The 25,670-nt window shown below is 40.7% G+C and carries 29 protein-coding genes; 17 read left to right on the forward strand and 12 right to left on the reverse strand.

Features of this window, described 5'->3' with window-relative positions; translation table 11 throughout:
* Nucleotides 1–62 precede the first annotated feature (62 nt).
* The 9 genes from B3394_RS12965 to B3394_RS13005 all read left to right on the forward strand — a co-directional run bounded on the left by B3394_RS12965 (nt 63) and on the right by B3394_RS13005 (nt 5,105).
* Complete coding sequence (locus B3394_RS12965; RefSeq protein ID WP_273246818.1) at nt 63–839, forward strand: 3'-5' exonuclease; 777 nt, start codon at nt 63–65, stop codon at nt 837–839.
* 19 nt (nt 840–858) lie between these two features.
* On the forward strand, nt 859–1,470 hold the full coding sequence (locus B3394_RS12970) for a fumarylacetoacetate hydrolase family protein (RefSeq protein WP_273246819.1): 612 nt from the start codon (nt 859–861) through the stop codon (nt 1,468–1,470).
* Nucleotides 1,470–1,814: an Hpt domain-containing protein gene (locus B3394_RS12975; protein WP_177733035.1), complete on the forward strand. Its 345-nt coding sequence runs from the start codon at nt 1,470–1,472 to the stop codon at nt 1,812–1,814. Before B3394_RS12970 ends, B3394_RS12975 begins: the two co-directional genes overlap by 1 nt.
* A gap of 70 nt (nt 1,815–1,884) precedes the next feature.
* Nucleotides 1,885–3,132, forward strand: coding sequence for a competence/damage-inducible protein A (locus tag B3394_RS12980; protein WP_286925072.1), 1,248 nt, complete (start codon nt 1,885–1,887; stop codon nt 3,130–3,132).
* 79 nt (nt 3,133–3,211) lie between these two features.
* Nucleotides 3,212–3,448, forward strand: a complete 237-nt coding sequence (gene rpmB, locus B3394_RS12985) for a 50S ribosomal protein L28 (protein WP_177733039.1) — start codon at nt 3,212–3,214, stop codon at nt 3,446–3,448.
* Between the two features lie 24 nt (nt 3,449–3,472).
* Nucleotides 3,473–3,655, forward strand: coding sequence for a 50S ribosomal protein L33 (gene rpmG / locus B3394_RS12990; RefSeq protein ID WP_177733041.1), 183 nt, complete (start codon nt 3,473–3,475; stop codon nt 3,653–3,655).
* A 9-nt stretch (nt 3,656–3,664) separates the two neighbouring features.
* Nucleotides 3,665–3,817: a DUF4295 domain-containing protein gene (locus tag B3394_RS12995; RefSeq protein WP_177733043.1), complete on the forward strand. Its 153-nt coding sequence runs from the start codon at nt 3,665–3,667 to the stop codon at nt 3,815–3,817.
* Nucleotides 3,818–3,962: 145 nt separating this feature from the next.
* On the forward strand, nt 3,963–4,916 hold the full coding sequence (gene ftsY / locus B3394_RS13000) for a signal recognition particle-docking protein FtsY (RefSeq protein ID WP_177733045.1): 954 nt from the start codon (nt 3,963–3,965) through the stop codon (nt 4,914–4,916).
* Between the two features lie 6 nt (nt 4,917–4,922).
* Nucleotides 4,923–5,105 carry a hypothetical protein gene (locus tag B3394_RS13005; protein WP_177733047.1) on the forward strand — a complete coding sequence of 61 codons (183 nt, stop codon included), beginning with the start codon at nt 4,923–4,925 and terminating at the stop codon, nt 5,103–5,105.
* Between the two features lie 5 nt (nt 5,106–5,110).
* Here B3394_RS13005 and B3394_RS13010 read toward each other — a convergent pair whose 3' ends face one another.
* On the reverse strand, nt 5,111–6,211 hold the full coding sequence (locus tag B3394_RS13010; RefSeq protein WP_286925116.1) for a serine hydrolase domain-containing protein: 1,101 nt from the start codon (nt 6,209–6,211) through the stop codon (nt 5,111–5,113).
* A gap of 118 nt (nt 6,212–6,329) precedes the next feature.
* Here B3394_RS13010 and B3394_RS13015 point away from each other — a divergent pair, with 118 nt between their 5' ends.
* Together B3394_RS13015 and B3394_RS13020 are read left to right on the forward strand one after the other, a co-directional pair.
* Nucleotides 6,330–6,749: a lipocalin family protein gene (locus B3394_RS13015; RefSeq protein WP_177733051.1), complete on the forward strand. Its 420-nt coding sequence runs from the start codon at nt 6,330–6,332 to the stop codon at nt 6,747–6,749.
* 2 nt (nt 6,750–6,751) lie between these two features.
* Nucleotides 6,752–7,048, forward strand: coding sequence for a DUF721 domain-containing protein (locus B3394_RS13020; protein ID WP_286925125.1), 297 nt, complete (start codon nt 6,752–6,754; stop codon nt 7,046–7,048).
* 39 nt (nt 7,049–7,087) lie between these two features.
* Here B3394_RS13020 and B3394_RS13025 read toward each other — a convergent pair whose 3' ends face one another.
* The 5 genes from B3394_RS13025 to B3394_RS13045 all read right to left on the reverse strand — a co-directional run bounded on the left by B3394_RS13025 (nt 7,088) and on the right by B3394_RS13045 (nt 14,083).
* Nucleotides 7,088–9,007, reverse strand: a complete 1,920-nt coding sequence (locus B3394_RS13025; protein ID WP_286925127.1) for an amidohydrolase — start codon at nt 9,005–9,007, stop codon at nt 7,088–7,090.
* A gap of 2 nt (nt 9,008–9,009) precedes the next feature.
* Complete coding sequence (locus B3394_RS13030; protein ID WP_273246824.1) at nt 9,010–10,446, reverse strand: hypothetical protein; 1,437 nt, start codon at nt 10,444–10,446, stop codon at nt 9,010–9,012.
* Between the two features lie 264 nt (nt 10,447–10,710).
* A complete protein-coding gene (locus tag B3394_RS13035) occupies nt 10,711–11,130 on the reverse strand; it encodes a nucleoside-diphosphate kinase (protein WP_177733059.1) in 420 nt (139 codons plus the stop codon).
* Nucleotides 11,131–11,242: 112 nt separating this feature from the next.
* Nucleotides 11,243–12,832, reverse strand: a complete 1,590-nt coding sequence (gene bshC, locus B3394_RS13040; protein WP_286925170.1) for a bacillithiol biosynthesis cysteine-adding enzyme BshC — start codon at nt 12,830–12,832, stop codon at nt 11,243–11,245.
* A gap of 156 nt (nt 12,833–12,988) precedes the next feature.
* Nucleotides 12,989–14,083, reverse strand: coding sequence for a serine hydrolase domain-containing protein (locus B3394_RS13045; protein ID WP_286925188.1), 1,095 nt, complete (start codon nt 14,081–14,083; stop codon nt 12,989–12,991).
* Nucleotides 14,084–14,696: 613 nt separating this feature from the next.
* Between B3394_RS13045 and B3394_RS13050 the strand changes: the two genes are divergently transcribed.
* From B3394_RS13050 to B3394_RS13065, 4 genes are read left to right on the forward strand one after another with little or no spacing between them, the layout of a single operon-like run.
* Nucleotides 14,697–16,088, forward strand: coding sequence for an RtcB family protein (locus B3394_RS13050; RefSeq protein ID WP_286925192.1), 1,392 nt, complete (start codon nt 14,697–14,699; stop codon nt 16,086–16,088).
* Between the two features lie 48 nt (nt 16,089–16,136).
* Nucleotides 16,137–16,751: a hypothetical protein gene (locus tag B3394_RS13055; RefSeq protein ID WP_286925199.1), complete on the forward strand. Its 615-nt coding sequence runs from the start codon at nt 16,137–16,139 to the stop codon at nt 16,749–16,751.
* Nucleotides 16,730–17,419, forward strand: a complete 690-nt coding sequence (gene prfH, locus B3394_RS13060) for a peptide chain release factor H (protein WP_286925243.1) — start codon at nt 16,730–16,732, stop codon at nt 17,417–17,419. Before B3394_RS13055 ends, prfH begins: the two co-directional genes overlap by 22 nt.
* Complete coding sequence (locus B3394_RS13065; RefSeq protein ID WP_286925244.1) at nt 17,416–17,970, forward strand: hypothetical protein; 555 nt, start codon at nt 17,416–17,418, stop codon at nt 17,968–17,970. Before prfH ends, B3394_RS13065 begins: the two co-directional genes overlap by 4 nt.
* Before the next feature lie 67 nt (nt 17,971–18,037).
* Here the strand turns inward: B3394_RS13065 and B3394_RS13070 are convergent, their stop codons facing one another.
* Together B3394_RS13070 and B3394_RS13075 are read right to left on the reverse strand one after the other, a co-directional pair.
* Entirely contained in the window at nt 18,038–18,580 is a 543-nt protein-coding gene (locus B3394_RS13070; RefSeq protein ID WP_286925268.1) for a YceI family protein, read from the reverse strand.
* Between the two features lie 13 nt (nt 18,581–18,593).
* Complete coding sequence (locus tag B3394_RS13075) at nt 18,594–18,962, reverse strand: c-type cytochrome (protein ID WP_177733075.1); 369 nt, start codon at nt 18,960–18,962, stop codon at nt 18,594–18,596.
* A 90-nt stretch (nt 18,963–19,052) separates the two neighbouring features.
* Here B3394_RS13075 and B3394_RS13080 point away from each other — a divergent pair, with 90 nt between their 5' ends.
* Both B3394_RS13080 and B3394_RS13085 read left to right on the forward strand, forming a co-directional pair.
* Nucleotides 19,053–19,448 carry an OB-fold protein gene (locus tag B3394_RS13080; protein WP_177733077.1) on the forward strand — a complete coding sequence of 132 codons (396 nt, stop codon included), beginning with the start codon at nt 19,053–19,055 and terminating at the stop codon, nt 19,446–19,448.
* 78 nt (nt 19,449–19,526) lie between these two features.
* Nucleotides 19,527–20,405, forward strand: coding sequence for a DUF5777 family beta-barrel protein (locus B3394_RS13085; protein ID WP_286925327.1), 879 nt, complete (start codon nt 19,527–19,529; stop codon nt 20,403–20,405).
* A gap of 36 nt (nt 20,406–20,441) precedes the next feature.
* Here the strand turns inward: B3394_RS13085 and B3394_RS13090 are convergent, their stop codons facing one another.
* From B3394_RS13090 to rmuC, 4 genes are all read right to left on the reverse strand, one after another.
* A complete protein-coding gene (locus B3394_RS13090) occupies nt 20,442–22,454 on the reverse strand; it encodes an FG-GAP-like repeat-containing protein (protein WP_286925332.1) in 2,013 nt (670 codons plus the stop codon).
* A gap of 32 nt (nt 22,455–22,486) precedes the next feature.
* Entirely contained in the window at nt 22,487–23,605 is a 1,119-nt protein-coding gene (locus B3394_RS13095) for a hypothetical protein (protein ID WP_177733084.1), read from the reverse strand.
* Between the two features lie 112 nt (nt 23,606–23,717).
* The gene (locus tag B3394_RS13100; RefSeq protein WP_177733085.1) at nt 23,718–24,263 is read right to left on the reverse strand and encodes an acyl-CoA thioesterase; all 546 of its coding nucleotides are present in this window, start codon (nt 24,261–24,263) and stop codon (nt 23,718–23,720) included.
* Between the two features lie 4 nt (nt 24,264–24,267).
* Nucleotides 24,268–25,635 carry a DNA recombination protein RmuC gene (gene rmuC / locus B3394_RS13105; RefSeq protein ID WP_286925344.1) on the reverse strand — a complete coding sequence of 456 codons (1,368 nt, stop codon included), beginning with the start codon at nt 25,633–25,635 and terminating at the stop codon, nt 24,268–24,270.
* Between the last annotated feature and the right edge of the window lie 35 nt (nt 25,636–25,670).

Consider the following 25,670-nt stretch of genomic DNA (forward strand, 5'->3'; position numbering starts at 1 on the left):
TGTGATAATGCTTTTAGTGTAGCGGCAAAACAGTTATATTTGTAGCTATTCAAATTATAAAAATGGAACTTAAATTAAACAGACCTATTTGTTTTTTTGACCTTGAAACGACTGGAATTGATGTGGCAAAAGACCGAATAGTAGAAATCTCGATATTCAAAGTATATCCTAACGGGAATAAAGAAGGGAAAACATGGCTGGTTAATCCGGGCATGCCAATTCCGCCGCAATCAACAGCAATACATGGTATTTCTGATGAGAAAGTTGCCAATGAACCCACGTTTAAACAGCTTTCAGCGCAAATATATAACATGATTAAAGACTCCGACCTGGCCGGTTTTAATTCGGATCGTTTCGATATTCCGCTTTTGGCAGAAGAATTATTGCGTGCTGAGGTGGATTTTGATATGAAAAACCGCGTATCGGTAGATGTGCAGACAATTTTCCATAAAATGGAAGAACGTACGCTAAGTGCTGCCTATAAATTTTACTGTGGCGGAAGTCTTGAAAATGCCCATAGTGCAGAAGCCGATACCCTGGCAACCTATGAAATCTTAAAAGCACAATTGGAGCGCTATCCGGAACTGGAAAACGATATCAAAACACTGTCTGAATTTACAACGCGAAAAAAATCGGTTGACTTTGCCGGATTTATAGCGTTGAATCCGGAAGGACAGGAAATCTTTACGTTCGGAAAACACAAAGGAGCTTTGGTAGAAGACGTGCTGGAAAAAGAACCGGGCTATTTTGGCTGGATCCAGAATGCAGAATTTCCGTTGTACACCAAAAAAGTGCTGACAGGAATAAAACTGCGAAAACTAAACAATAAATTAAGTTAAATAAAACCGGCTTAGCGTTATGAAAATCATCTGTATCGGAAGAAATTATACCGAACATATAGCGGAATTACAAAACGAACGTCCAACAGAACCGGTTATTTTCTTAAAACCGGATACGGCAATTTTGTTGAAGCAGGCACCTTTTTTTATCCCGGAATTTAGCGATGATGTACACCATGAAGTAGAAATTGTCGTAAAAATCAGTAAGGTGGGAAAATATATTGATGCCAAATTTGCGCACAAATATTATAATGAAATCGGACTGGGAATTGATTTTACCGCAAGAGATCTGCAGGCAAAACTGAAAGAAAAAGGATTGCCGTGGGAAAAAGCCAAAGCTTTTGACGGTTCGGCGGTTGTCGGAGATTTTTTGCCAAAAAGTGAATTTAATTCACTGGAAAATATTACATTTGAATTAACCAGTAACGGCCAGACAGTACAAAAAGGAAATACCAGTCACATGTTGTGGAAAATTGACGAACTCATTGCTTATGCGTCGCAATATTTTACACTGAAAACAGGTGACCTGCTTTTTACAGGAACACCTGCGGGAGTTGCAAAAGTAAAAGCAGCTGATGTACTGGAAGGCTTTATAGAAGGAAAACAAATGTTTAGAATACAAGTAAAATAATGGCAATACATTATAACTTATCTAAAGTTTACGAAATTTCAGACAATGATGCCGAGTTTGCTCAGCAAATCATTCACCTGTTCGTAGAAGAAATCCCAAACGAGGTAAAACTGATCAAAGAAGGTATAGAGGACAAGGACTTTGTGAAAACATACAGTGCTGCTCATAAAATAAAACCTACTTTGGATCTGATGGGAATGGATCTGGCTTATGACGAAAACCTTCAGATTATGGAGTGGACAAAATCACAAGGCAAAAAGAAAGAAATAAAAGAAGTATTCAAAAGCCTTAAAGAGCATGTTGATAATACTTTAAAAGAAATTAGAAAAGATTATAACTTATAGGCAGTAGCCCGGTACAAAAGGCAGGAATTTCGATATGAAATTTTTGCCTTTTTACATTTACAGATACAAAATGAAAGCCAGTATTGTTACCATAGGAGACGAGATCCTGATCGGACAGGTTGTCGATACCAATTCGTCCTTTATTGCAAAAGCATTAGAGAAAATAGGCGTTAAAGTACATGAAATGCAGTCGGTTTCCGATGACAGGCAGCATATACTGCAGACCCTTTCCCAGTTGGAAAAAAACGTGGATATCGTAATCATCACCGGAGGATTAGGGCCAACAAAAGACGATATTACTAAAAAAACGCTTTGTGAATATTTTGGCGATGAACTGGTAGTAGACCAGAATGTGCTCGCACATGTAGTGGATATCATCGAAAGAGCGTTTAACAGGCCGGCTTCCCAGATCAATAAAGATCAGGCATTGGTACTGTCTAAAAGCACGGTGCTTTTCAATAAAGTAGGGACGGCTCCCGGTACGTGGATGGAACGCAATGAAACCGTTTTTATTTCCCTTCCCGGAGTGCCTTATGAGATGAAATACCTGATGGAAAACGAAGTGATTCCGAGGTTGATAACGCGTTTTAAAAGGCCGTATATCGTTCATAAAACCATATTGACCTATGGTGTGGGCGAAAGCCTTCTGGCGGAACGGATCGAGCATTGGGAAGACAATCTGCCGGAATTTATTAAACTGGCATACCTGCCCAGTCCGGGACGTGTACGCCTTCGCCTGTCGGCTTCCGGTTTGGATGAATTTTTACTGCACCGGGAAATCAAGAGCCAGATTGAAAAACTGGAACTGATCATAAAAAACGACATTGTCGGTTATGACGATGAGGAAACACTGGAAGTTGTTTTAGGAAAACTGCTGACAGAGCGGAACCTGACCATTGGTACGGCAGAAAGCTGTACCGGAGGAAGCGTTGCTGCAACCTTAACATCGGTTGCCGGTTCTTCGGCCTATTTTAAAGGCGGTATCGTGAGTTATGCAACAGAAGCAAAAATAAACCTGCTGGGAATACCTTCGGAGGTTATCGAAAAGCATTCCGTGGTTAGTGAGGCAGTCGCGTTGGAAATGGCAGTCAGAGTTCAGAAAATTCTGAATGTGGATTATGCCATTGCAACAACCGGAAATGCCGGTCCGGCTAAGGGAGAATCGGATGCCAATGTGGGTACGGTTTTTATCGGAATAGCGACTCCTGAAGGTGTTTATGCTGAAGAATTTAACTTTGGGCAACCGCGGGAAAAGGTTGTAGACAGGGCGGTGAATAAAGCTTTGGAAAAAATTTATAAAGAAATTTTAAAAAACTAATCAAAATAGTTTGTGTAATAGGTTTCTTTTTTGTTACTTTGCACCCTGATTTTGAATAACGAATATAAAGATAAGTATAATGTCAAGAGTTTGTGAACTTACAGGTAAAAGAGCGATGGTAGGAAACAATGTTTCTCACGCTATGAATAAAACCAAAAGAAAATTTAGCGTTAACTTAGTTAAGAAACGTTTCTACATTCCTGAAGAAGACAGATGGGTTACTTTACGAGTGTCTACTGCTGCTTTAAAAACAATTAATAAAAATGGTATCGCTGCGGTTTTGAAAGAAGCTAAAGCTAACGGATTTGTAAAATAATCCCACCTAATAATATACATCAAGATGGCAAAGAAAGGTAATAGAATTCAGGTAATTTTAGAATGTACTGAACACAAAGCTTCTGGGGTTCCTGGAACTTCAAGATACATTAGTACTAAAAACAAAAAAAATACTCCAGACAGATTAGAGATTAAAAAGTTCAATCCAATTTTGAAGAGAGTAACTGTTCATAAAGAAATTAAATAATAGTAAGTCATGGCAAAGAAAACCGTAGCAACTTTACAAACAGCTTCAAAAAGATTAACTAAGGCTATCAAAATGGTAAAATCACCTAAAACTGGTGCTTACACTTTTGTTGAGTCAGTAATGTCTCCTGAGGATGTGGATAATTTCTTAAAAAAGAAATAATTCCGATATACAATTTATAGAAAAGCTACTTTCATATGGAAGTAGCTTTTTTATGTTTATATTTGTCGTAAGAATTGTATGAGAAGCGATAATTGCTAAAACGCAAGGCTGCTTTCCGAACACCTAATTTAATTGCATTAGTTAAATGAATTTTTTTAAAAAAATATTTTCATCAGAAAAAAAAGAGACCTTAGATAAAGGGCTTGAAAAAACAAAAACATCTTTCTTTTCCAAGCTTACCAAAGCGGTAGCAGGAAAATCGAAAGTAGATGATGAGGTTTTGGATAATCTGGAAGAGATTCTGGTTTCTTCGGATGTCGGGGTAAATACGACCCTGAAAATTATAGAAAGAATTGAAGAACGTGTTTCCCGCGATAAGTATTTAGGAACAGATGAATTAAACGGAATTCTTAGAGAAGAAATTGCCGGTTTGTTATCGGAAACGAATTCGGGAGAAGCCAGTGAATTTGAAATACCGGCAAACAAGAAACCTTATGTGATCATGGTGGTGGGTGTGAACGGTGTTGGAAAAACAACGACTATCGGGAAATTAGCCTACCAGTTTAAAAAAGCCGGACACAAGGTGGTTTTAGGTGCTGCCGATACCTTCCGTGCAGCAGCAATTGACCAGTTACAGGTTTGGGCAGACAGAGTGGGGGTGCCCATCGTAAGACAGCAAATGGGAAGTGATCCGGCATCGGTAGCTTTCGATACGCTGCAATCGGCAGTTTCACAAAATGCCGATGTGGTTATTATTGATACGGCTGGTCGTTTGCACAATAAAGTAGGATTAATGAACGAGCTGACCAAAGTGAAACGCGTTATGCAAAAAGTGCTGGACGATGCTCCTCACGATGTTTTACTGGTTTTAGACGGTTCTACCGGACAAAATGCTTTCGAGCAGGCAAAACAGTTCACGGCAGCTACTGAGGTTTCCTGCCTGGCCGTTACCAAACTGGACGGAACGGCAAAAGGAGGGGTGGTTATCGGTATCTCCGATCAGTTCCAGATTCCTGTAAAATATATTGGTGTTGGTGAAGGAATTGAAGATTTACAGGTGTTTAATAAATTTGAATTTGTAGACTCATTTTTCAAATAAGAACCAATGAAAAAAGCTCTTGATTTCATTAAGGCAGTAACACCGCTGAAAATGTTTATTACCGGCTGTGTTTTAGGTCTGGCAGCAACGTTTATAGAAAAACCGTTGCCGGGTATATTCTTAGGACTACGATTATTAAGTTTTATATTATGTATCGGAGCCATTATAAAATATTTCAATAGAAAATAAAAGCGTTATTCATATAACGCTTTTATTTTTTGCCATAATACCTCGTCAAAATCCGATAAGGCCATATTGCTGCCATCGGCGGCATCGCCCATCCGGATAACAACCATCTTCCTGGAAGGGATGATGTATATTTTCTGATCGTTTTTACCCAGTGCCATTACCATATCTGCCGGTGCGGAAGGAATAATACTTCCCGGCAGCTGCAGCTGGCTTTGCGGTAAATGATAGCTTGATTTTCCATTCAGCCACCACAAATAACCATAAGCCAGATTGATGTTTTGTGAGGTATTGGTTGCCTCATTAAAATAGGTTTCATTTAAAATCGGATCGGTATTCCACTTGCCTTTATTCAGCATCAGTAAACCAAAGCGTGCCATGCTTCGGGTAGTGCTCCAGTAAACGCTCAGTCCGTCGCTGGTGTTGATCCACATTCCGTTCATCCCGATTTTATCCCGGAGTCTGGTATTGAAATAACTGCTGAAAGAAGTATGGGAAGCGGCAGCGACCACATCCTGCAATTTTACATACACATTGTCATAAGCCCATCGCGTTCCGGCATCGGCAGTATAGGTTAAACAATCGGGAGTAACACAATCGCCATTGGCAGCATCGTCCAGTCCGGATGTCATGGTAAGCAGATGCCTGTTGGTAATTAAATTCTCTTTAACCAATGGGGCGCTGGTCCACCCGGTATTCAGATAATCGGATACTTTATTGTTGATGTTCAGCAAACCTTCCTGTTGTGCAATTCCGGTCATTGTTGCCGTAAGGGTTTTGCCGGCACTTGCCCAATACCAGTTTGCCGTAGCGGTATGACCGTTGAAATACTGTTCCATCACGATTCGTCCGTTTACAAGTATAATAAACGACTTGCTGTGCTTTTGATTTAAATAATCCAAAAGCGGCTGTACGGCGTTATTGTTCCAGCCCAGCTCTGCCAGGCTCCTGGTTTCCCAAACGGTGCTTCCGGAGGTTACAGGCGGGAAATACATGCTTTCGCCCGGAGTAACCGGAACAACAGGTGTAGTATCGGAAACGACTTCATTATCAGCACTGCAGCTCATCAAGCTGATTGCCGTAAAAACAGTAAGGAAAATTCTTTTCATCGGGTGAGGGTTTGTTGTAGGACTCCAAAAATATTAAATAGTTTAATCAGAACTGTTTTTTCCATCTAAATTTAGTTTTTGCCATATTAAAAGGTAAATTTGTAAAAATGTTTATGCCATGAAAAAAATAATTTCGTCATTGCTGATTTGTTTGGTTTTTACAGCTTGTAACCAAAAAATTGAAGATACAGATATCGCCAAAATTAACGGCTATTGGGAAATCGAGAAAGCGGTCATGCCGGACGGAAGCAGTAAAGAATATTCAATTAATCCTACTATTGATTATTTTGAGATAAAGAACAACAAGGGATTTCGTAAAAAAGTGATGCCGCAGCTTGACGGGACTTACCTGGTGAGTGAACTGGATGAAAAAGTAGCTATTGTAAAAGAAGATAAGCATGTATATTTAAAGTATACTACGGCTTATGCGAAATGGAAGGAAGAACTGGTAAAAATATCCGATGAGGAACTGGTTCTTAAGAATGAGCATGATATGGAATACCATTACAAAAAAGCGACTTCATTTTCAATTAAATAAGCATGGCGAAACGATTTAATGAAGAATCTCCGATAGGGGATGTTTTAAAGCAGTTCATTCAGGATAACCGCTTGCAGTCCGGGATGGATAAGATTGATGTAAGGGATGCCTGGAAAAACCTGATGGGTAACGGTGTAAACAACTATACTACAGAAATAGTCTTAAAAGGAACAACCTTGTATGTTGCCCTTTCTTCGGCAGTGCTTAGGGAAGAGCTGAGCTACGGAAAAGAAAAGATTATCGCAATGATCAACGAGGAATTGCGGAAAGACCTCGTCAAAGACTTGGTATTACGATAAAAAAAGCAGGATATTACTCCTGCTTTTTTGTTTTGATTTCTAAAAGACCATTGCGGCTTTTTTAGTCTTTTTGTAAACACTGGTACCGCCTTTCCAGGTTTCCAGTACCGGAATGTTGCGCAGCTTTTTATAAGCGATATTCAATAGCAACGGATCTTCTTCCAGGATCACAAAATCGGCGAAATAACCTTCCTGTAATGACCCCACCCATTTATCGGCATGACATTGCCAAGCGGCATCATAAGTAACGGCTAATAACGCCTCTTCAACGGTTAAGCGCTCTTTCGGATTTAACACATTATCCGGATAGGAAGCCGGAGAGCCTTCCATGATACGGGTAATGGACTGTTCCATTAAACGCAGCGGTCCAAGCGGACTAACACTGTGGTCTGTATGCAGTGTTATTCTTAAACCGGCATTCAGGGCAGATTTACACAAATCCAGTTTTTCGGCTTTATCTTCAAAAATGGCTTCACGGAAAGCATAACCCCAATAGCCGACATGCCCAATCAGGAAGCTGGGAACTATCCCCAAATCTTTCATGTCCTTGATCTGGTCGTCCGTAAGGATAGAGCAGTGCTCAATACGGTGCATGCGGTCGGTAATGACTTTCTTTTTATCGGAAGCATCCTTAAAGGCATCGCGGTAAACCTCAATCGCATAAGCAACAGCGACGTCACCGTTGGCATGGATCATTAACGGCCATTCTTTTTCGGAAACAACCCTTTTAACCAGCGTTCTGTAGTCGTCCGGTAACTCCTTCGGATGCGGGTCCGATTCCGGGAAGTTGAAAGCACCGTAGTTATTATCCGGATTACAGCAATATTTTTCAGACTGATAGCCGGTTAATCCCTGATTGGAACCATCGGAAATAATCTTGATACTGCCGTAATAAACATCTTCATAGTTTTGAACCGGGACATAAGTCGCAAGACTGTCAATTTCTTTCGAAGTGATCGTCTGGGCAGCACCGATCCGTACTTTTCGCTGATGGAAAGTCAGGTATGTTTCCAGTATTGTTTTCTGCAAAGCATTCATACCGGCATCATACATAAATGTAATACCTCTTGAAACAGCTGTTTCGAACTGCTCGTTCAGGTTGCGGAAGATCGATAAGGCGGCTTCGGCTATCTGAAAGGACGGTATGCTCTTTAAAGCCGGTGCGATACCCACCTCTTCCTGAAGCTGCCCGTTTGTTTTGGCTTTATAATCTTCAAAAGTAGGATAAGTGGGTTTTAAGGCCGCTTCATTTTTTTCATATACAATCTTTAACGCTTTGGTGTTCACATAAGCCGTATGCATCGAAGCACTGGTCATGAATAGCGGATAATCGCGTACAATGGTGTCCAGATAATCACAGTCGAAAGTAATCAGCTGGTTCAGTCCGCCGGGAACATCACTTTTCTGAAAAGGCATTAATGCCGGATCCACACCGCATCCTAAAATCCAGCTGCCTATGGAAAGCTTGGTCTGATGCTTTTTGATGTACGCTTTTATTTGCTTGCTCAGCCAGGTTTTGTCGTAAACCTTTCTCAGATCCTGACCTTTATAAGGACCCAGATCCAGCCAGCTTCCGGTTAGGGCAGAAGGAACTATATGTACATGGGGTTCGATCAGACCGGGTAATAAAGTCTGCTGTTTTTTTAATTTTTTAGTCTTATGAGTGATTCCGTTGGAATTCATCGTGTCTGTTACCGATTGTAAAGTGCCCACAGCAACCACTTTTCCGTCATGAATCCCGATAGCTTCTACGGTATCCATCTTTCCGTTGATCAATGGTCTGATCGTACCGCCGTGAATTACTAATGATTCCGATTCAGGGGCAATAGCCAGATCCCGGTTTTCGGAAAGTTTGGCAATTTGTGACGGGCTGAATAAATCCTGCTCTAAAGTTTTAAGAATAGGGCTGTTGCAGGAACAATGGGTGCAACCATGATGAATGCTTTCGTGCTGACTCATAACTATTTGGTTTTGTTAATATTACTTTGAATAGACCAGGCAAAATCAAGTTGTACCTGATTTTTGAATAACTTCATGTCTTTCATGTCGATATACTGATCGGTTGCATAACCTACACCAATCTGGGTAGCCAAAGCATGACAGGTCATACAGTTGGTCTGAACACCATACTGATAGGTTTTGTTATAATTGTTCGGAATATTAAACGTACCTGGTCCGAAAGAGCCTTCAAGATAAGGGTTGAAAGAGATCATCGGTTTTGCGCCTTTGTCCGTTCCTCCGGTTATCGGCTGGTTAGGCCATACCATCGTGTAAGAAGTGGAAACGGCATAATTGGCAGCTGCACCTTTGATTTGTTTTGGGCGTAATTTGGCAAGGAAAGTAGAACTTGGAGCAAATGGTGTTTCCGGATTGTAACTCCAGAAATACGTCTGCCAGGTCCAGTTGCTGATCTCTTTGGTGCCCACGTGCATGGCCATTAACAATACGTAATCACCGGCTTTAAACTGATCTTCTTTTTTATTCTGATGTTCATTAAGATATGCCGCTGTTTTCTGGTCGATTTTCATATAAAGGAAATCACTCAGGTTACAGCTTGCCGCCTTAATTTGTGCAGGTGTAGGATTGGCAGTGGTTACCGGTGTTATGTTGGTATTGGACTGTTTGTTGTTGATGTCGGCATACACAAAAGTCTGCCAGTCATTATAACCGTAAACTTTTGCCGGATTGGGAGTTCCGGGCCATACAGGAACTTTGATAAAGCCGTTATTGTCCGGTTTTCCTGCATAGTATGTTGGCTTGGTGGTAATGGCAGCTGCCGGGAAATCCGGTATTTTTCCAATACCGTCTTTCACCTGGTATTGGTTCAATACGGATTGATTGAAAATTAAATTTTCGGTAGCAAAACAAGCTGCTGCAGGATTGTAGGCAACCGTTTCAAAAACTTTAAATTTGGTACTGTCAATTACCGCCTTTTTATTGGCAAATAACATTCCGTGTACAAACTGTTTCGGAACATTTAATGGTGTTCGCTGTTTTTTGATCTGATCACATCCGCCTTGTTTGTTACCATCTGCAGCCATTTTAGCCAGTTCTTTAACACCCATCCAGGTTTCAAAAACCATCAGGCTGTCGCCGTTATAAACCTGATTGGATTTTTGGGTAATTCCTGCCCAAAGTCCCCAGGCATGTCGGGCAATACTGGCGGTATCGGCTTTGTTAAGCCAGCCGTAAATTGCAGTTGAATCTTCCGGGAAATTAAAACCGGGAATGTTTAAATTACTTGGAAATTCCTGAGGTTTAATACCGGGAACGATAGCAGCCAGTTTGGCATTTGCTTCCTCTGCTTTTTCTTTTTTACAGGAAACCAGCGATGTGATTCCTAGAGCAGTCAAGGCTATTCCGATAGCCATTGCCTTGGTTTTGTGTAGTGTTTTCATAATTGTTTTTGTTAGTTTGGGTAATGTTTCGTTTCAAAAAGCACTTATACCTGTATGCAGATGCTAAGGTTTTAGGTAAAAGTAGCGCCTTGAAAAAACGTATTATAGCGTATAACTACCCGTTTTTAACAGTTATATTGTATAATTAATAAAAAACAACAAGAAAGTGACCCGTGTTATTAATAGCGATGGTGCTGTGGGAAAGTAAAAGGAATAAAAAAAGGCTGTTCATCGAACAGCCTTTTAAATATAAGGTATCTTGTATTAGAATTGCTCCCTTCCTGCAAAATGGAAAGCACCTTCAATAGCAGCATTTTCATCACTGTCAGATCCGTGAACAGCATTTTCTCCAATAGAAGTAGCATATTTTTTACGGATAGTTCCTTCAGCAGCTTCAGCTGGGTTTGTAGCACCAATTAAAGTTCTGAAAGCCTCAACAGCGTTATCTTTTTCTAAGATAGCAGCAACGATTGGTCCTCTTGACATGAACTCCACTAATTCTCCGTAGAAAGGTCTTTCACTGTGAACAGCGTAAAATTTCTGAGCGTCAGCTACAGTTAATTGCGTTAATTTCATAGATACGATTCTGAAACCAGCTTCAGTAATCATGTTAATAATTCCTCCGATGTGTCCTTTTTCAACAGCATCAGGCTTAATCATAGTGAATGTTCTATTCGTTGCCATTTTGATTTGTTTAAATTTTTTGCAAAAGTAGTATTTTTAAAATAAATAAAACCGATTTCGTATTGCTGAAATTGTTATTTCGTTCAGAAAAGTTATAAAAACAGCAACAGCCTTATAAAACTAAAACCGAAAATTCCTGTTCCAGTGGTTTTAATTGTTTTAGTAAAGCGTCGTTTAAGGCCGGGCCAAATTCCAGATAAAACTCCGAAAAGTTAGCAAAACGCTCCTGTAAACTCTGGTTGGGAAACAATTCGTTCTGTAAATCGGTGATGCGGCGCAGCTTTTCTTCATGCTGGCGTTTTTCGGCTTTTAACAAGCGTTTTTCCAGGTTTTCCAATCCTTTTACCTGCTTCGTTTCCTGTGCTTTTACAGCACCGTAAAAGGAAGCATCTGTTCTGTTTGCCATATCCATCAGGTTTTTAAACTGTTGCGACAGGTGATTTTTCTGTTCGGTAAAATCAATTGTAAATTCCGAAAATGCTTTGGTTTTAGCGGTAACCAATTCACCTTGTCTGGTGAATAAATCGGACCAGCTCAATTGTAAATTGTCAGCTTTCTGAGCTTGTTTTACCGTTGCGATCAAAGCGGAATTCCGTAATAACAAGATCGGAAAAGTAACATTAGACGCTTCAAAAAGGGATTTCAGCTCAAACCAGTATGCCAGTTCACCGCCTCCGCCAATATAGCAAAGGTTGGGTAAAATAACCTCCTGATACAACGGTCGCATGATAACATTGGGACTGAATTTTTCGGGATGACTTTCCAGCTCGGTTAGCAGCTCGCTTTCCGTAAAAGTGCGGGAAGTGGTGTTCACGATATATTTCCCGTTTTCAAAAACAATACGTTCCCTTAAATTGTCCTCTATATAGAATAAGTTGATTTCGCGCGGATTTACCTGAACCGTATAGGATTTGAGTAACCCGGCAGTTTCGGTTACTTTCCCGAAAGCATATTGTTCCAGTAATTCCTTTTTGAGATACGGGACAAACAGTTTTTTTAAGGATGCGTTATCGGCATCAATAATCACCAATCCCTGTTCCCGGAACAATTCGTTGGCTAAAAAACGGGTGGCATCTGCCAGGTTATCCTGTTTCAGATAAGCGTTTTTAAATAGCTGGCGTAAATATTCTGCATGATCCCCGATACCCAGTTCTTTCGAAAAAACATCAAAAACATTTTCCAGTCCTTCCGTCGAAAGACGGCCTACAGGACCGTGGCTTTCTTTATTCCATTTGATCTTTTTGTTTTTGAAATTGAAATAATTGATTTCTTCAAAATCATGATCTTCGGTAGCCATCCAATATACCGGTACAAAATTATAATCGGGATAGGCTGCTTTTAATTCTTTGGCTAAATTGATGGTCGAAACAATCTTATAAAGAAAATACAGCGGACCGGTAAATAAATTTAACTGATGTCCTGTTGTTATGGTAAAAGTATTGACTTCTTTTAAAAGAGCAATATGCTGCCGGGTTGCTTCCGAAGTATTCACGGAACGATATTGTTCTTCAAGAACGGCCGCTAAAGTATTTCTGTGAGCCGGATTGAAATTATTTCCTTTTTCTTCGAGTTGTAATTTGAAATTTTCCAGAGAAGGAAAACGATGGTATAAGGACTGTGTTTCTGTTTTTTTATCTAAATAATCAACAATTAACTTCGAAAAATAATTGGATTCTTGATAGCTGATACAGTCAGTAGGCATAATAAATATGGTTATGTATATATGTGTTTTACAAAAAATAAAGGTAAATATTATGCCTCTTTAAAATCCCAAGTTATTGTTAATTTTTTTGAAGGAGCATCAGGGTATCAAAAGAACAGGATCTTCTTTTGCTAATAAATTCCGGTTATTTCCGGGTTACTTTTTTTCATTTTCCAGAACCACTTTGGCAATATTCCGGGTAATCTCCGTTGGAGAATGGCAGTCGCAATTGCTAAATCCTATCACATAAATATCCTCACCCGGGATATAAACGCCCATGCTTTTAAATCCGAAAAGACTTCCGCCATGTTCTCTTGTAGGCGTTCCGTCAATGTCTTTAAGGTGCCATCCGTATCCATAAGAGAAGGTTTCACCATTGTTTAACGGGTATTTCTGAAAAGCTTTTTTGGTCTCCGTCGAATTCAGTAAAACATTTTGGTTTAACGCATTTTGCCATTTCAGCATATCATCAACAGTAGACATTAATGCGCCTGATGCAAACGGAATGCTAAAGCTGATTACGGTTCTGTTCACATATCCGTGTTCTTTTTTATGGTATCCGTATGCCCTTTTAGGGATGATCTGACGATCGGTAGCATAATACGTATGCGTCATTCCGATTTTGTCAAAAATATTCTTTTTGAGGAAATTTTCATAGGTTTCCCCGGAAGCCTGCTCAATAATATAACCTAACAGGACATAGCCGGAATTGTTGTACTCAAACTTTTCACCCGGTGCAAAATCAACCGCTTCGTTTTTAAAAAAATCGACCACCATTTCCGGTTTCATCTCTTTTTGCGCAATTGATAAAAGGGATTTCATTTTAGTAAATTCCTTAATACCCGAAGTATGCGTGAGCAGGTGATGAATCGTTATTTTATCTCCCGATGGATAGTCTTTGCTATATTTTGAAACAGCATCGTTAACATTTAGTTTTCCCTGTTCTTCCAGCATCAAAATGGCTACAGCTGTAAATTGTTTGGTCATCGAACCTATCTGGAAAACATTTTCCGGTGTCATGTTCACATCCAGTTCAAGATTGGCTTTTCCAAAGGCTTTACGGTATAAACTTTTGCCTTTCTGGGTAACCACAAATACGCCTCCCGGACCATTTTGATCGTTAAATTCAGTACGGATAAGGCTGTCTATTTTGGTTTCGAGTTTTTTGGACAGACCCGGTTTTTTTTGAGAAAAGGCGAATTGAAAAGAGAGCAGTATTGCTAAAAATAAAGGAGCTGTAATTTGTTTCACGGGTACAGTATTGGGTTGCTGTTTTAAGGTACTAAAATAACTGTTTTAGAATTACATTTTTCTTTTTGACTACAAAAAAGACCGGATTCTTTCCGGATTATACGAATGGCATATCGGGCGGTGATGCTCCGGACAACATGAAATTTTCCGGCAGTATAAGCGATAATTTTTGTAATTAAGCTAAAATTGTGGTAATTATTTAATGGCACAACTATTTTTAAATCAGGTATTTGTATTTTTGTTTTAATGATTTTTTTTAAAAAATTAGGAAATGTCAAAAACATTTTACAAAATTTGCACAGTGAAATATTAATAACCTTTAAAAAACGAAGAAAAATGTTTGTAATCAAATCATTATCTATCAGTCAGGCATCAAAGCAAAATGATGTGGCTGTTCTTCGTGGCTCACAATCGTAGAAATTTTCTTTCCAGGATATGTAAAGCCCGAAGACAATTAGTTTCGGGCTTTTTTGTATACTTTTTATACTTCAAAGCTTCCGGTTTTTGAACCTTATTTATCCGTTTGGATAATAGTCCGCAAAATCATTTTTGCCATTCCCGATGAATGGCAGTATCGGATGATTTCGCACCAAAAAAATCAAAGTTTATAAAAATGGGAAATAAATTATCCGGGAAAGACCTTATAAAATTGGGTTTTCCTAAAAACAATAGTATCAATATAGCCTTAGGGCAAATCAACAGATATCGGAAAAGAGAAAAAAAAGAGAGCATTTTAACGGAAGCAAAAGCGGTATTGCTTGCTCCTGAAAAGTTCAAAAACCACGGCACCTGGGGAAAGGTTGCAGAAGGATTGGTAAATCCGGTAGCCGTCAGAATGCAGCAGCTGCGTACAACACGGGCACCGTTCACGATTTTTGGAGAAAATGAAATTGACGAACAGGCAAAGTTTCAGCTTTATGATGCTTTAAAATTGCCAATAGCCGTTGCAGGTGCTTTAATGCCGGATGCACATTCCGGTTACGGCCTGCCAATCGGCGGGGTGCTGGCAACAGAAAACGCCGTGATTCCTTATGGAGTGGGGGTCGATATTGGCTGCCGGATGAGTCTGTCCATCTTCGATCTGCCGGCTGCGTTTCTGAAAGGAAAAGAGTTGCAGCTACAGGCAATCCTGAAAGAACATACCAAATTCGGGATGTATGAAACCCATGCGATCAAAGCCGATCATGAGGTGTTTTCCAGACCGGAGTTTAAAGAAATTCCTTTTGTGAAAGCTCTGTTGGATAAGGCTTACAAACAGCTGGGAACTTCCGGCGGCGGGAATCACTTTGTAGAATTCGGGATTGTAAACATTGCCCATCCGCTACAGGAATGGAAAATAGAAGCCGGTGAGTATTTTGCCGTTTTATCCCACAGCGGTTCCCGCGGACTGGGCGCCAATATCGCCAAACAGTATACCTATCTGGCAGGCAAACAATGTCCGTTGCCTAAAAATGTACAGCATCTGGCATGGCTGGATCTGAATACCCATGACGGGCAGGAATACTGGAGTGCTATGAATTTAGCCGGTGATTATGCGAAAGCCTGCCATGACGATATCCATAGAAGAATCGCGAAAATATTAGGCAAAAGAGTAGTGGCGACAATAGAGAACCATCACAATTTTGCCTGGAAAGAAATGCATCAGGGAAAAGAGTGTATCGTTCACCGGAAAGGAGCGACACCGGCTGCCGAAGGACAATTGGGGATTATTCCCGGTTCGATGACAGCCCCCGGTTATATCGTGATGGGAAAAGGCAATGCAGCCAGTCTGAATTCGGCTTCACACGGCGCCGGAAGATTGTTTTCGAGAGCAAAGTGCAAAACCACTTTTACGCAGAGCGATATTAAAAAGGAGCTCCGGAAACATGATGTAGCGCTCATTGGCGGCGGAATAGACGAAGCGCCAATGGCTTATAAAGACATCATGAAAGTAATGGACAACCAGCAGGAACTGGTAACGGTTTTGGGCACATTTACGCCTAAAATTGTTAGAATGGACCGATAACAGAACTGGTCTGATTTCCGAATCAGACCGGTTTTAAAACCGAAAAACATGAAACGATTTCAAGACGAAAATAAGAGAAGCTATAATTTCACAGAAGCTATAGCTGTTAAATGTCCCAAATGCCATAAACAGGCAAGCGTTACAAAAAAACCTGACGGGAAAAAAGGTTACGGCTACACTAAAATTTTAGCATGCAGGCACTGCCACTTTTCACAGCAGGGCGGCATGATTAAATATAAGGCCGTTGTGGATCAGTATTGCTGTAACAATAGCAAAAAGGTTAACTATGAATCGCAGCTTTTAAATGAAAAACCGGAAACGGTACGCTTAAAATGCGGCAGCTGCAATGAGATAAAAGCCTTTAAACCCAAAATAGTGGAAGTGTATATGCAATTTGTGACCGATGAAAATAATTACAGGGAATGCTGCTTTAATACGGAATTATGGTTTCAGACCGCTGTGAAGGGAAATATATTCTGGGCGTATAACGAAGCGCATATCGGATATATGGAACGTTATATTGCTGCTGATTTAAGAGAAAGAAACAGCCAGTATAACGGTGGTAAAACAATGGTGGCCAGTCTGCCGGGATTTATTAAAGACGCAAAAAACAGAGAGAAGCTTTTAAAAGCGATACAACAATGGAAAGGATCATACAGATAACTTCCGGAAGAGGTCCGGAAGAATGTTCCTGGGTGGCCGCCCAGGTACTTAAAAAAGTACTGGAAGAGGCAAAAGAAAAGGGGATGGAAGCCAGAGTGCTGCAACGGGAATCCGGACAGGAAAACGGGACGGTCAATACGGCCACAGTGCTTGTAGAGGGATCCGGAAGTGCTGAATTTGCAGACTCATGGATTGGAACGATTCAATGGATCGGACAGAGCCAGTTCCGGAAAATGCACAAAAGAAAGAATTGGTTTATCGGAATTTTTGAAGTACGGCAATCCGCGAAAGCGCAGATTTCGTATACAGATATTAAGTACCAGGCCATGCGAAGCTCCGGAGCCGGAGGGCAGCATGTGAACAAAGTGAGCTCTGCCGTTCGTGCCGTTCATGTTCCTACGGGCATTGCGGCAGTGGCAATGGAAAGCCGTTCGCAGCATCAGAATAAAAAAACAGCGACCGAACGCTTGATCCAAAAACTGGAAGCGGCAACTCTGGAACAGCTAAAAGAAGAAGTGAACCAACAATGGGAAAACCAGCTCCAAATTGAAAGAGGAAATCCCAAACGGGTGTTTAGCGGAACCGATTTTAAAAAACAAAAAACGGATAAAAGCTATAAAACCACCCGGCAACAATTAAAAAATAATTTGCAAAACTATATCGAATGAAAACAGATAAATTAGATAAGTTTTTGTTTCAGGCTATGGATGCCTATCCTTCTTATCTGGAAGAAACAGTAGAATCATTAGGCTATGCCTTGTCATACGACGAAAAGAATACAATGGCATTGTGCCTTTTCGGCCGACTGCATGCAGAGCAGTTATATGATTATGAAAGCGCAAAAATGTACTTTGAACAGGCGCTGTCAGAAAACATTAACGCACTGGAGGTTTATCCGTATTTTATTGATACGCTTCTGATCAATGAAGATTACGAGCAGGCCGGGAAACTAATTGATTTCGCCTTAACAATTAAAGGCTGTAATAAAGCGGAAATTCTGTTAAAGAAAGTAATGTTTCTGGAAAGAAAAAGAGACTTCAAGCAAGCCAAAGCGGTTTTGAAAGAAGTAAAGCTGCATTCGTATAATTCCGATTTACATTATTTTATTTCCGATACGGAAAAGCGTATCAAAGAGAAAATGGAATTAACCGGTTTAAAAAAGGATAAAGAGAAAGCCAAAGGCAAGAAAAAAACGAAATCGAAAAAGAAGAATAAGTAATCGTTAAAAAGTGAAAGGCATCCCATAAACCGGGATGCCTTTTTTATTGGGAGCTATAACAAAGCTTTTATTTTAGCGTACTGTTGATCGTGATATTCACATTTTTAGAAACTTTTTTGCTCACAATGCTGGGAATGTCAATTCCGAAATCGTCTACATTCACATTAAATGCGGCATTGATAACGATGTCTTCACCGCTCTTCTGTATCTTGGCGGGTATGATCACATCCTTCGTTTTTCCGTGTAATTCCAGTTTTCCTCTGATGGCAAAGTCTTTCGCAGATTCCGATAGGGCGCTCAGCTTGAAATTATCGATTTTCCCTTTAAAAGTCGCTTTGGGATAACGGTCGCTTTCAATGTAATTTTCATTAAAATGTTCTTCCATAAGTGCAATCTTGAAACGAAAGCTTTTTACCAGAATAAGGCTGGCAATTTCGCCGGTGTCCGTATTCAATACAAAAGTGGCGTTGCGGCTGTTCGCTTTTACTTCTTCAAAGGCAGGAACAGAGGCTTCAAAAGTTATTTCCCCGGTTTTGGTCACTTTTTTAGATTGTGCGGATAAAGAACCAAAAGAGAGGAGTAGTGCGAAAACAAATAGTGCTCTTTTCATGATTTAGGGTGTTTTACTGTTCTACAAGACCGGTATTATTCCATTCTATAATTTTATTAATCGAAGTTTGCGGCAGCCGGGTTCCGCCATTCGGCATCATTCCCGGTGCTCCCTGCGCCCGTGTGATCCTGTCGATCAACCCTCTGTTCAGTACGGCATTTTTAACATCGGCATAGGTGGTTAACGACATTGGAGCGCCATTTGACGGCACGGTTCCATGGCAGGAAATACAATTATTGTCAATAATACTTTTAACGCTATTGGCGTAGGTTACAGGACCGGTATTGGTATCGGTTCCCACAAGATTGGAGTCGGTTTCATTGGTACAGCCGGCTAACAATACAAATAGAAATGAGATAAAAAGTATTTTTGTGAATTTCATTGTTATTGCAATTATTTAGTTAAAGTTATGATTAAAAATTTAAATTATAGAAAATAATATTGTTAATTTTGTGATATTAAAATAATTATTATGAGAAAAGGTAAAATAATAATAATCCTCGTTATTCTGGCTCTTTTGGGCTTTGGTGCTTATTCGTATTTGTATCAGGGACATCGTGATATTGCCTCTGAAAAACAAAGCTATCTGGTTACGGCAAATTCTATTTTTGAAGAATTTAAAACCAACGAAACCAAAGCCAACGAAAAATACCTGGACAAGGCTATAGAAGTATACGGGAAAGTAACGGGTATGGATTTGGAAACCAATTCTGTTATTATTGATGAAAAGCTTTTTATTGTTTTTAAGGATAAAATTAAAGAAGGTGAAATGATGCTGTTATCCAATGTAAATGTGAAAGGGAGATTTATCGGCTATGATGACCTGCTGGGTGAATTGAAAATGGATGAAGGTTCTGTTGTAAAATAAAATACAGACCATTGCCGTCCGAAACACCAAAATCATCGTATAGATAAGTATAACCATTATACCCAAAAAAGTAATTATATGAAAAAAACCTTACTCACCTTATGCTTATTGCCTTTCTGCTCCTTTGCGCAAGATGATTTACTTTCTCAGATTGATACCGTAAAAACGGATAATAAAGTTGAAGCTGTTTTTAAGTCTTTGAAAATTGTCAATCTGGAATCTACAAAATTAGCCTCGAAAGGCGACTTTTATTTTATAGTGGCGCACCGTTTTTCGTATGTTAAAAACGGGTTTTCCGACTTTTTTGGAATGGACGATGCAAACACCCAGATTAAGTTTGTATATGGAATCAATAACTGGCTAACGGCACATGTGTCCAGAAGCGGTTTTGAAAAAACCTATGAAATGGCGCTGAAATACAGACTGATGTCACAGGAAAAAAATGGCTTCCCGGTAACTCTGGTTGGGTTTAACAGCCTGGCGATCAATTCGGAATTAAAGAAAGACGATTTTCCGAATCTGAAATTTGAGAACCGACTCAGTTATGTGACCCAGTTATTAGTGTCCCGAAAGTTTACGGAAAGATTATCGCTGGAACTGGCACCCTCCTATTTTCATCAAAATACCCTGCGGGATTTTCTGGATGCCGATAATAATGTGGTATTGCCCAATCCGCAGTCCAACGATCAGTTTGCATTGGGAATGGGAGGACGATACAAGCTTACCAAACGCTGGTCCATTAATATGGATTATGCGGCACACCTGAACCGTGCCAAACATTCTATCTACACCAATCCGTTGTCAATAGGGGTCGATCTTGAAACCGGAGGGCATGTTTTTCAGATGCACTTTACCAATTCGAGAGCCATGCATGAGGCAGGATTCCTGGGAGCAACCACCGGGGATTGGTCCAAAGGAGAAATCGCATTCGGCTTTAATTTAGTCCGCGTGTTTTAATAAAAAAAGTCCCGAAGATTCGGGACTTTTTTATGATTAATTCTTGATGAATTTTGTTGAGTATTTCTGACCGTTGGTGCTTTCTATATTCAGGATATAGGTTCCTTTGGAAAGTGTACGGATGTCAATCTGTTCCGACTGGATCGCTGCTTTCAGTACTAAACGACCGGTTGTGTCATAGAAAAGTGCTTTTTTCGCACTGCTGTCAAGGTTGTTAAAATGTACTTTAACAAAGTCCTGTGCCGGGTTCGGATAAATCATAAATGTATCCAGGGCAACTTCAGGATTGTTAAGTGCTGTACCTTCAACCACCATAAGGCTTTGATTTACGGCTGGATTGTTAATAACATCTACCGTTCCGGAAGGCCATTTAACGATTACCTGGTAAATTTCGGTAGCTGTTCCCAGACCAAAATGAACATTTAAAGAGCTCATGTTTCTAAAACCGTCGCCACTTCTTACATCTCTGATTTGTTTGCCCCACGGACCGAATATTTCAATTCTTGCCCCGATACCGTTAATGTTGCTCTGCACGCCTTTCAGTAATATTTTTAACCATTTGTTGCTGTTGCCGTTATTCATATAAACGTTGTCGTTGTTCTGGATATCCAGGAAGCCATCGTTGTTTAAATCGCCGATAGGACCGTTTGTAACACCAATAGGCTGTGGTGTAAAGGTCATGTTGCCGTTGTTGATCATGATGATGTTTCCTGCTCCGAATACATCCACAAAACCGTCGTTGTTAAAATCATGGGCAACATTTTCCTGTCCTAAGTTGGTTAGCTGCGGGTATCCGGAACCGGCTGTAACATCGGTAAAAGTTCCGTCGCCGTTGTTGCGCATTAATTTGTGCATCCCGTTTGCATTCGAGCTTGCTCCGACTAAAACATCCATATCACCGTCATTGTCAAAATCGGCCCATGCTGACGACCAGGTCTGGATAGGGTCGGCAAGACCGGCCTGAACGCTCACATTGGTAAAAACACCATTACCATCGTTACGGTGCAGTTCATTGATATTGGCGGTAGTGTTCCCGCCTCGGCATTTGGCTATAAACAAATCCGGATCTCCGTCGTTGTCATAATCCACCCAGATAGAGCCGTAATTTCCGCCTTCGGGATGATCTCCCATACCGCCCTGATGGAACGTAAAGTTATTATTACCGTCGTTCAGGAAATAAACATTGGGATCCACATCATGGCATACAAAGGCATCCAGGTTACCATCGTTATTAATGTCCACAAAGTTGGTTCGCTGGCAGAAGATATAATTAGGATACGAAGTAGCGGTATAAGCTGTTCCGTTGCTGTTGGCTTTCATAAAGGTTGCCCCGCTGCCGCCTCCGTAGATCAAATCGTTATATCCGTTTTTGTCGTAATCTGCTGCGGCAATACTCCAGGAAGGTACGTTGTTAACCATCGTTGTCGGATAGGTAGCGGTGGTAAACCCACCAGTAGCATTCTGGTATAAAATTTTAATCTGGGAACCGCTCACGCCAACAATGTCGTCCAGGTAATCCCCATTCATATCCACCACACAGTTCTTATAGGAAGAACCGGCAAGCGAAGCGGAAACCGGAGAGAAACTAACAAGCGTTGGCGGTGGAACTACCGGTGCCTGTTCGGTGATTTTAAAGTCAAATCCCACAGGACTCCAGCGGTTATCAAAAGCAATATAATAGGTAGTGCCCGGAGTACCGTTAATCGTAGCGATGGATAAATATCCGGTACCGCTATCGTCATCACCGCCCACGCATTCCAGGGAACCGCAAAGTCCTTTGTAAATGTGTACACGGGTATCTTTACCGGTATTTACGGCAAGATCGGTAGATACGGTAATGCTGTTGTTTGTGGTCGCGTTGTATTTGTACCATTTGCCGGCAGTAGCAGTATTGCTGTTTGGGGGGCAAATAGGGGATGGTGCTTCCGATCCGTCAATAGCATTAACGGTGTAGGTGCCGATGCTTACCAGTTGCGCCGTCTGACAGTTGCTTTGGGAAAAGGCACTGACGGCACACGTTAAAAATAGTAAAAGTGTAATTTTTTTCATGTTGTTTTGTTTTTTGGTAGGTGGTTACTAAATCATGGACAGTTGGGATTTAAAGAGTTTATCCATTGCTCTATCATTTGTACACCTTCTTCGTGTACAATTGTTCTTCCGAGAAGCGGCATTCTGTTTGCTTCGTCTGTAGAATTCATTCTGAAATGTAACATGGAACGTTGAAAACTTCCTCTGGTTACAATATGGGTAAGCGAATTGTCGATATATTCCTGAGGGGAAACACAAATACCCAGATTTACGGGATTACCGGTTTCGCTGAATGCAAAGCGCATCGGGCGGTAATCGCAATGGCTGTTTTCGGCATGACAATGCGCGCAGTTAATATCAATATAGGAGCGTACTCTCAGTTCCAAAGGTTTGGAAGTATCCTGCCAGTTTACCGTACTGGCAATGTTGGATGGGTATCCGGATTGCAGCATACCGTTTTCCATCCATTTGGTAAGCTGGTTTTTGGCGCCGTCCGTATAGTTGTAGGTAATATTCAGGTTTTGTGGTTTCGGACCAATTGGAATTGCTTTTTCATTCTTTTTATGACAGGTCAGGCATTCCGTTGCGGAAGGTATTCTGTAGTTGGTCGATTTTGTTACATTGTTTTCTTTCCAGGTGAGTGGTTTATAGCTGCCGTTCATATCCAGCGTTGCTTCCGTCTGGTTTTCATTCCAGATATAATTGGCAAAGATCCAGATGTCATTGCCGCTGCCGTCAACTCCTTTTTTAACCATCAAACGGGTTTCGATAATCCGGGTGTCATTGGACGGCTGTACATTGTCGTAGTAAAAAGTTTTAACCAGTGCTGTTCCCACCGGAAATTTAAGGACTTTACCGTCGCCGTCATAAACGGCTTTGGTGCCTTCGGGCATCCATACAAAACGTTTTTTATGGGCATAATCGGTAAACAGTCCGCTGGCAATTTCATAAGGCAGCACCCGGGCATTGGGTGTGTTATTTTTTAAAATACCGGTAAAGAAATGGTAGTCCGATAATTTTTGATAGGGAATCTGATTGAGATCCAGGGAGACCGGAGTAGTAGTTGGAGTGGGCGTAATCGTTTCATATTCGTCACTGTCGGACTGACAGGAGAATAAGGTGAAAACCCCCAGAAATGCAATAATTGTAAGGGATAAGTAGCTTTTCTTCATATACTTGTTATTCAAATGTTTATGTTTTTGTATAACAAATATATAGTATTTGTGGATTTGTTTTTAAATTAACAATTATTTTAAACAATATTAATTAATTTGTTTAAAAAAGTTATATATCTAACTGTACGCCGTAATTTGATAATCCTTCCAATGCTTCTTTAGTGGTATGGTCAAAGCGGTTTAAATGGTCATTATGTTCTTTCCTGATATTGTTGCGGCGTATGGAGTCGTAAAAGCGGCGCACTTCATCCAGGCTGGTCAGTATCGGTTTCGGAGCGGTTACATTTTTACCGGTATCATCTTTGGCAACCATCGTAAAATAAGAAGAATTGCAATGTTTGACCTTTCCGGTCTGAATGTTTTGGGAAACCACACGGATACCGACAACCATCGAACTTCTGCCCACATAGTTCACACAGGCTTTCAGGGTAACCAATTCCCCGACTTCTATAGGATTCAGGAAGTCCACTGTATCTACAGACGCGGTTACACAGTAACGGCCGGAATATTTGGAAGCACAGGCAAAAGCAATCTGATCCATTAGGGAAAGAATATAGCCACCGTGAATTTTTCCGCTGAAATTGGAATGGGAAGGGAGCATCAATTCTGAGATAGTGATTCTCGAAGAATTTATTTTTTTGTAGTCGGTTTCCATAGTGCTATTCGTTTTGTTCGTGATTAGTATTGGCTCTGTTCAGGATATTTTCGGGCAGCGATTTTTTCGCCTTGGCACCCATTTTCTTTAATTTTTCCACACTGCTGATGAGGTTGCCTTTACCGTCTGTAAGCTTATTCATAGCGCCCTGATATTCCGTTTTGGCTTCGTCCATTTTTTTGCCGATTTTAACCAGGTCGGTTACAAAACCATCGAATTTATCGTATAAAGCGCCGGCCTGACGGGCAATCTCATAGGCGTTCTCCTGCTGTTTTTGGTTTGTCCACATACTGTCAATAGTGCGCAGGGTGGCCAGTAAAGTAGACGGTGTTACGATTACAATATTCTTTTCGAAAGCTTTATTGTAAAGTGTGTTGTCCTCGTTAAGCGCTATTGCAAAAGCCGGTTCCATCGGGATAAAAAGCAATACGAAATCCGGGCTTTCCATCTGGTACAGATCGTGGTAATTTTTGCTGCTCAATTGTTCTACGTGACGTCTGATTGAATGCAGGTGTTCTTTCAGGTGGGCTGTTTTTGCCGGTTCGTCTTCTTCATTTACAAAACGCTCGTAGGCGGTTAGCGATACTTTTGAATCCACCACCATTTTTTTGCCATCCGGTAAATTGATGACTACATCCGGTTGTACGCGGCTGCCGGCTGCCGTTACAAAACTTTGCTGTACTTCATATTCACGTCCTTTTTCAAGACCCGATTTTTCCAGTACTTTTTCCAGGATCAATTCGCCCCAGTTCCCCTGCATTTTGCTGTCGCCTTTTAGTGCTTTTGTCAGGTTGAGCGTTTCTTTGCTCATCTGTTCGTTCATTTCCCGTAATCCTAAAATCTGCTGGCGTAAAGCCGCATGGTAATCAATGCTTTCCTTATGGGTGTCTTCTACCTTTTTTTCAAACAAATGAATTTTTTCCTGTAAAGGAGACAGTATGTTTTTCAGGTTTTCTTTATTCTGTTCGGTAAACTTAGTCGATTTTTCTTCCAGGATTTTGTTGGCAAGATTTTCGAATTCTTTCGCAAACTTTTCCTGCAGCTGGTTAACCTCTTCTTTTTGTTCTTTATTGCGTTCCCAGAGATTGTCAAAATCCACTTCTTTTTTAGAAAGTTGTATGGCCAGGGCATCTTTTTCCGTACGGATCTGTTCTTTCTCCATATTCGATTGAGTAAGCTGCCTGTCAAACTGGTTGCGCTCCTGCAGGAATTGCTGTTTGAGCTGTTCCGCCTGAGCCAGTAAGCCATTGATGCGTTCGTCCCGTCCGGATTGCTCCGATTTGGAAGCAGCGGCAGCCAGTATTTTTCCTATCCATATCCCGATAAGCAGGGCAATGATAAATGCGGCGGGTAGTATTACGTTTTGTGACATCGTATAATTAAAATTTGCGTGTTATGTAAAAATAG

Origin of the sequence: Flavobacterium sp. UBA4197 (genome assembly GCF_002379575.1) — a bacterium.
Lineage (GTDB): Bacteria > Bacteroidota > Bacteroidia > Flavobacteriales > Flavobacteriaceae > Flavobacterium > Flavobacterium inviolabile.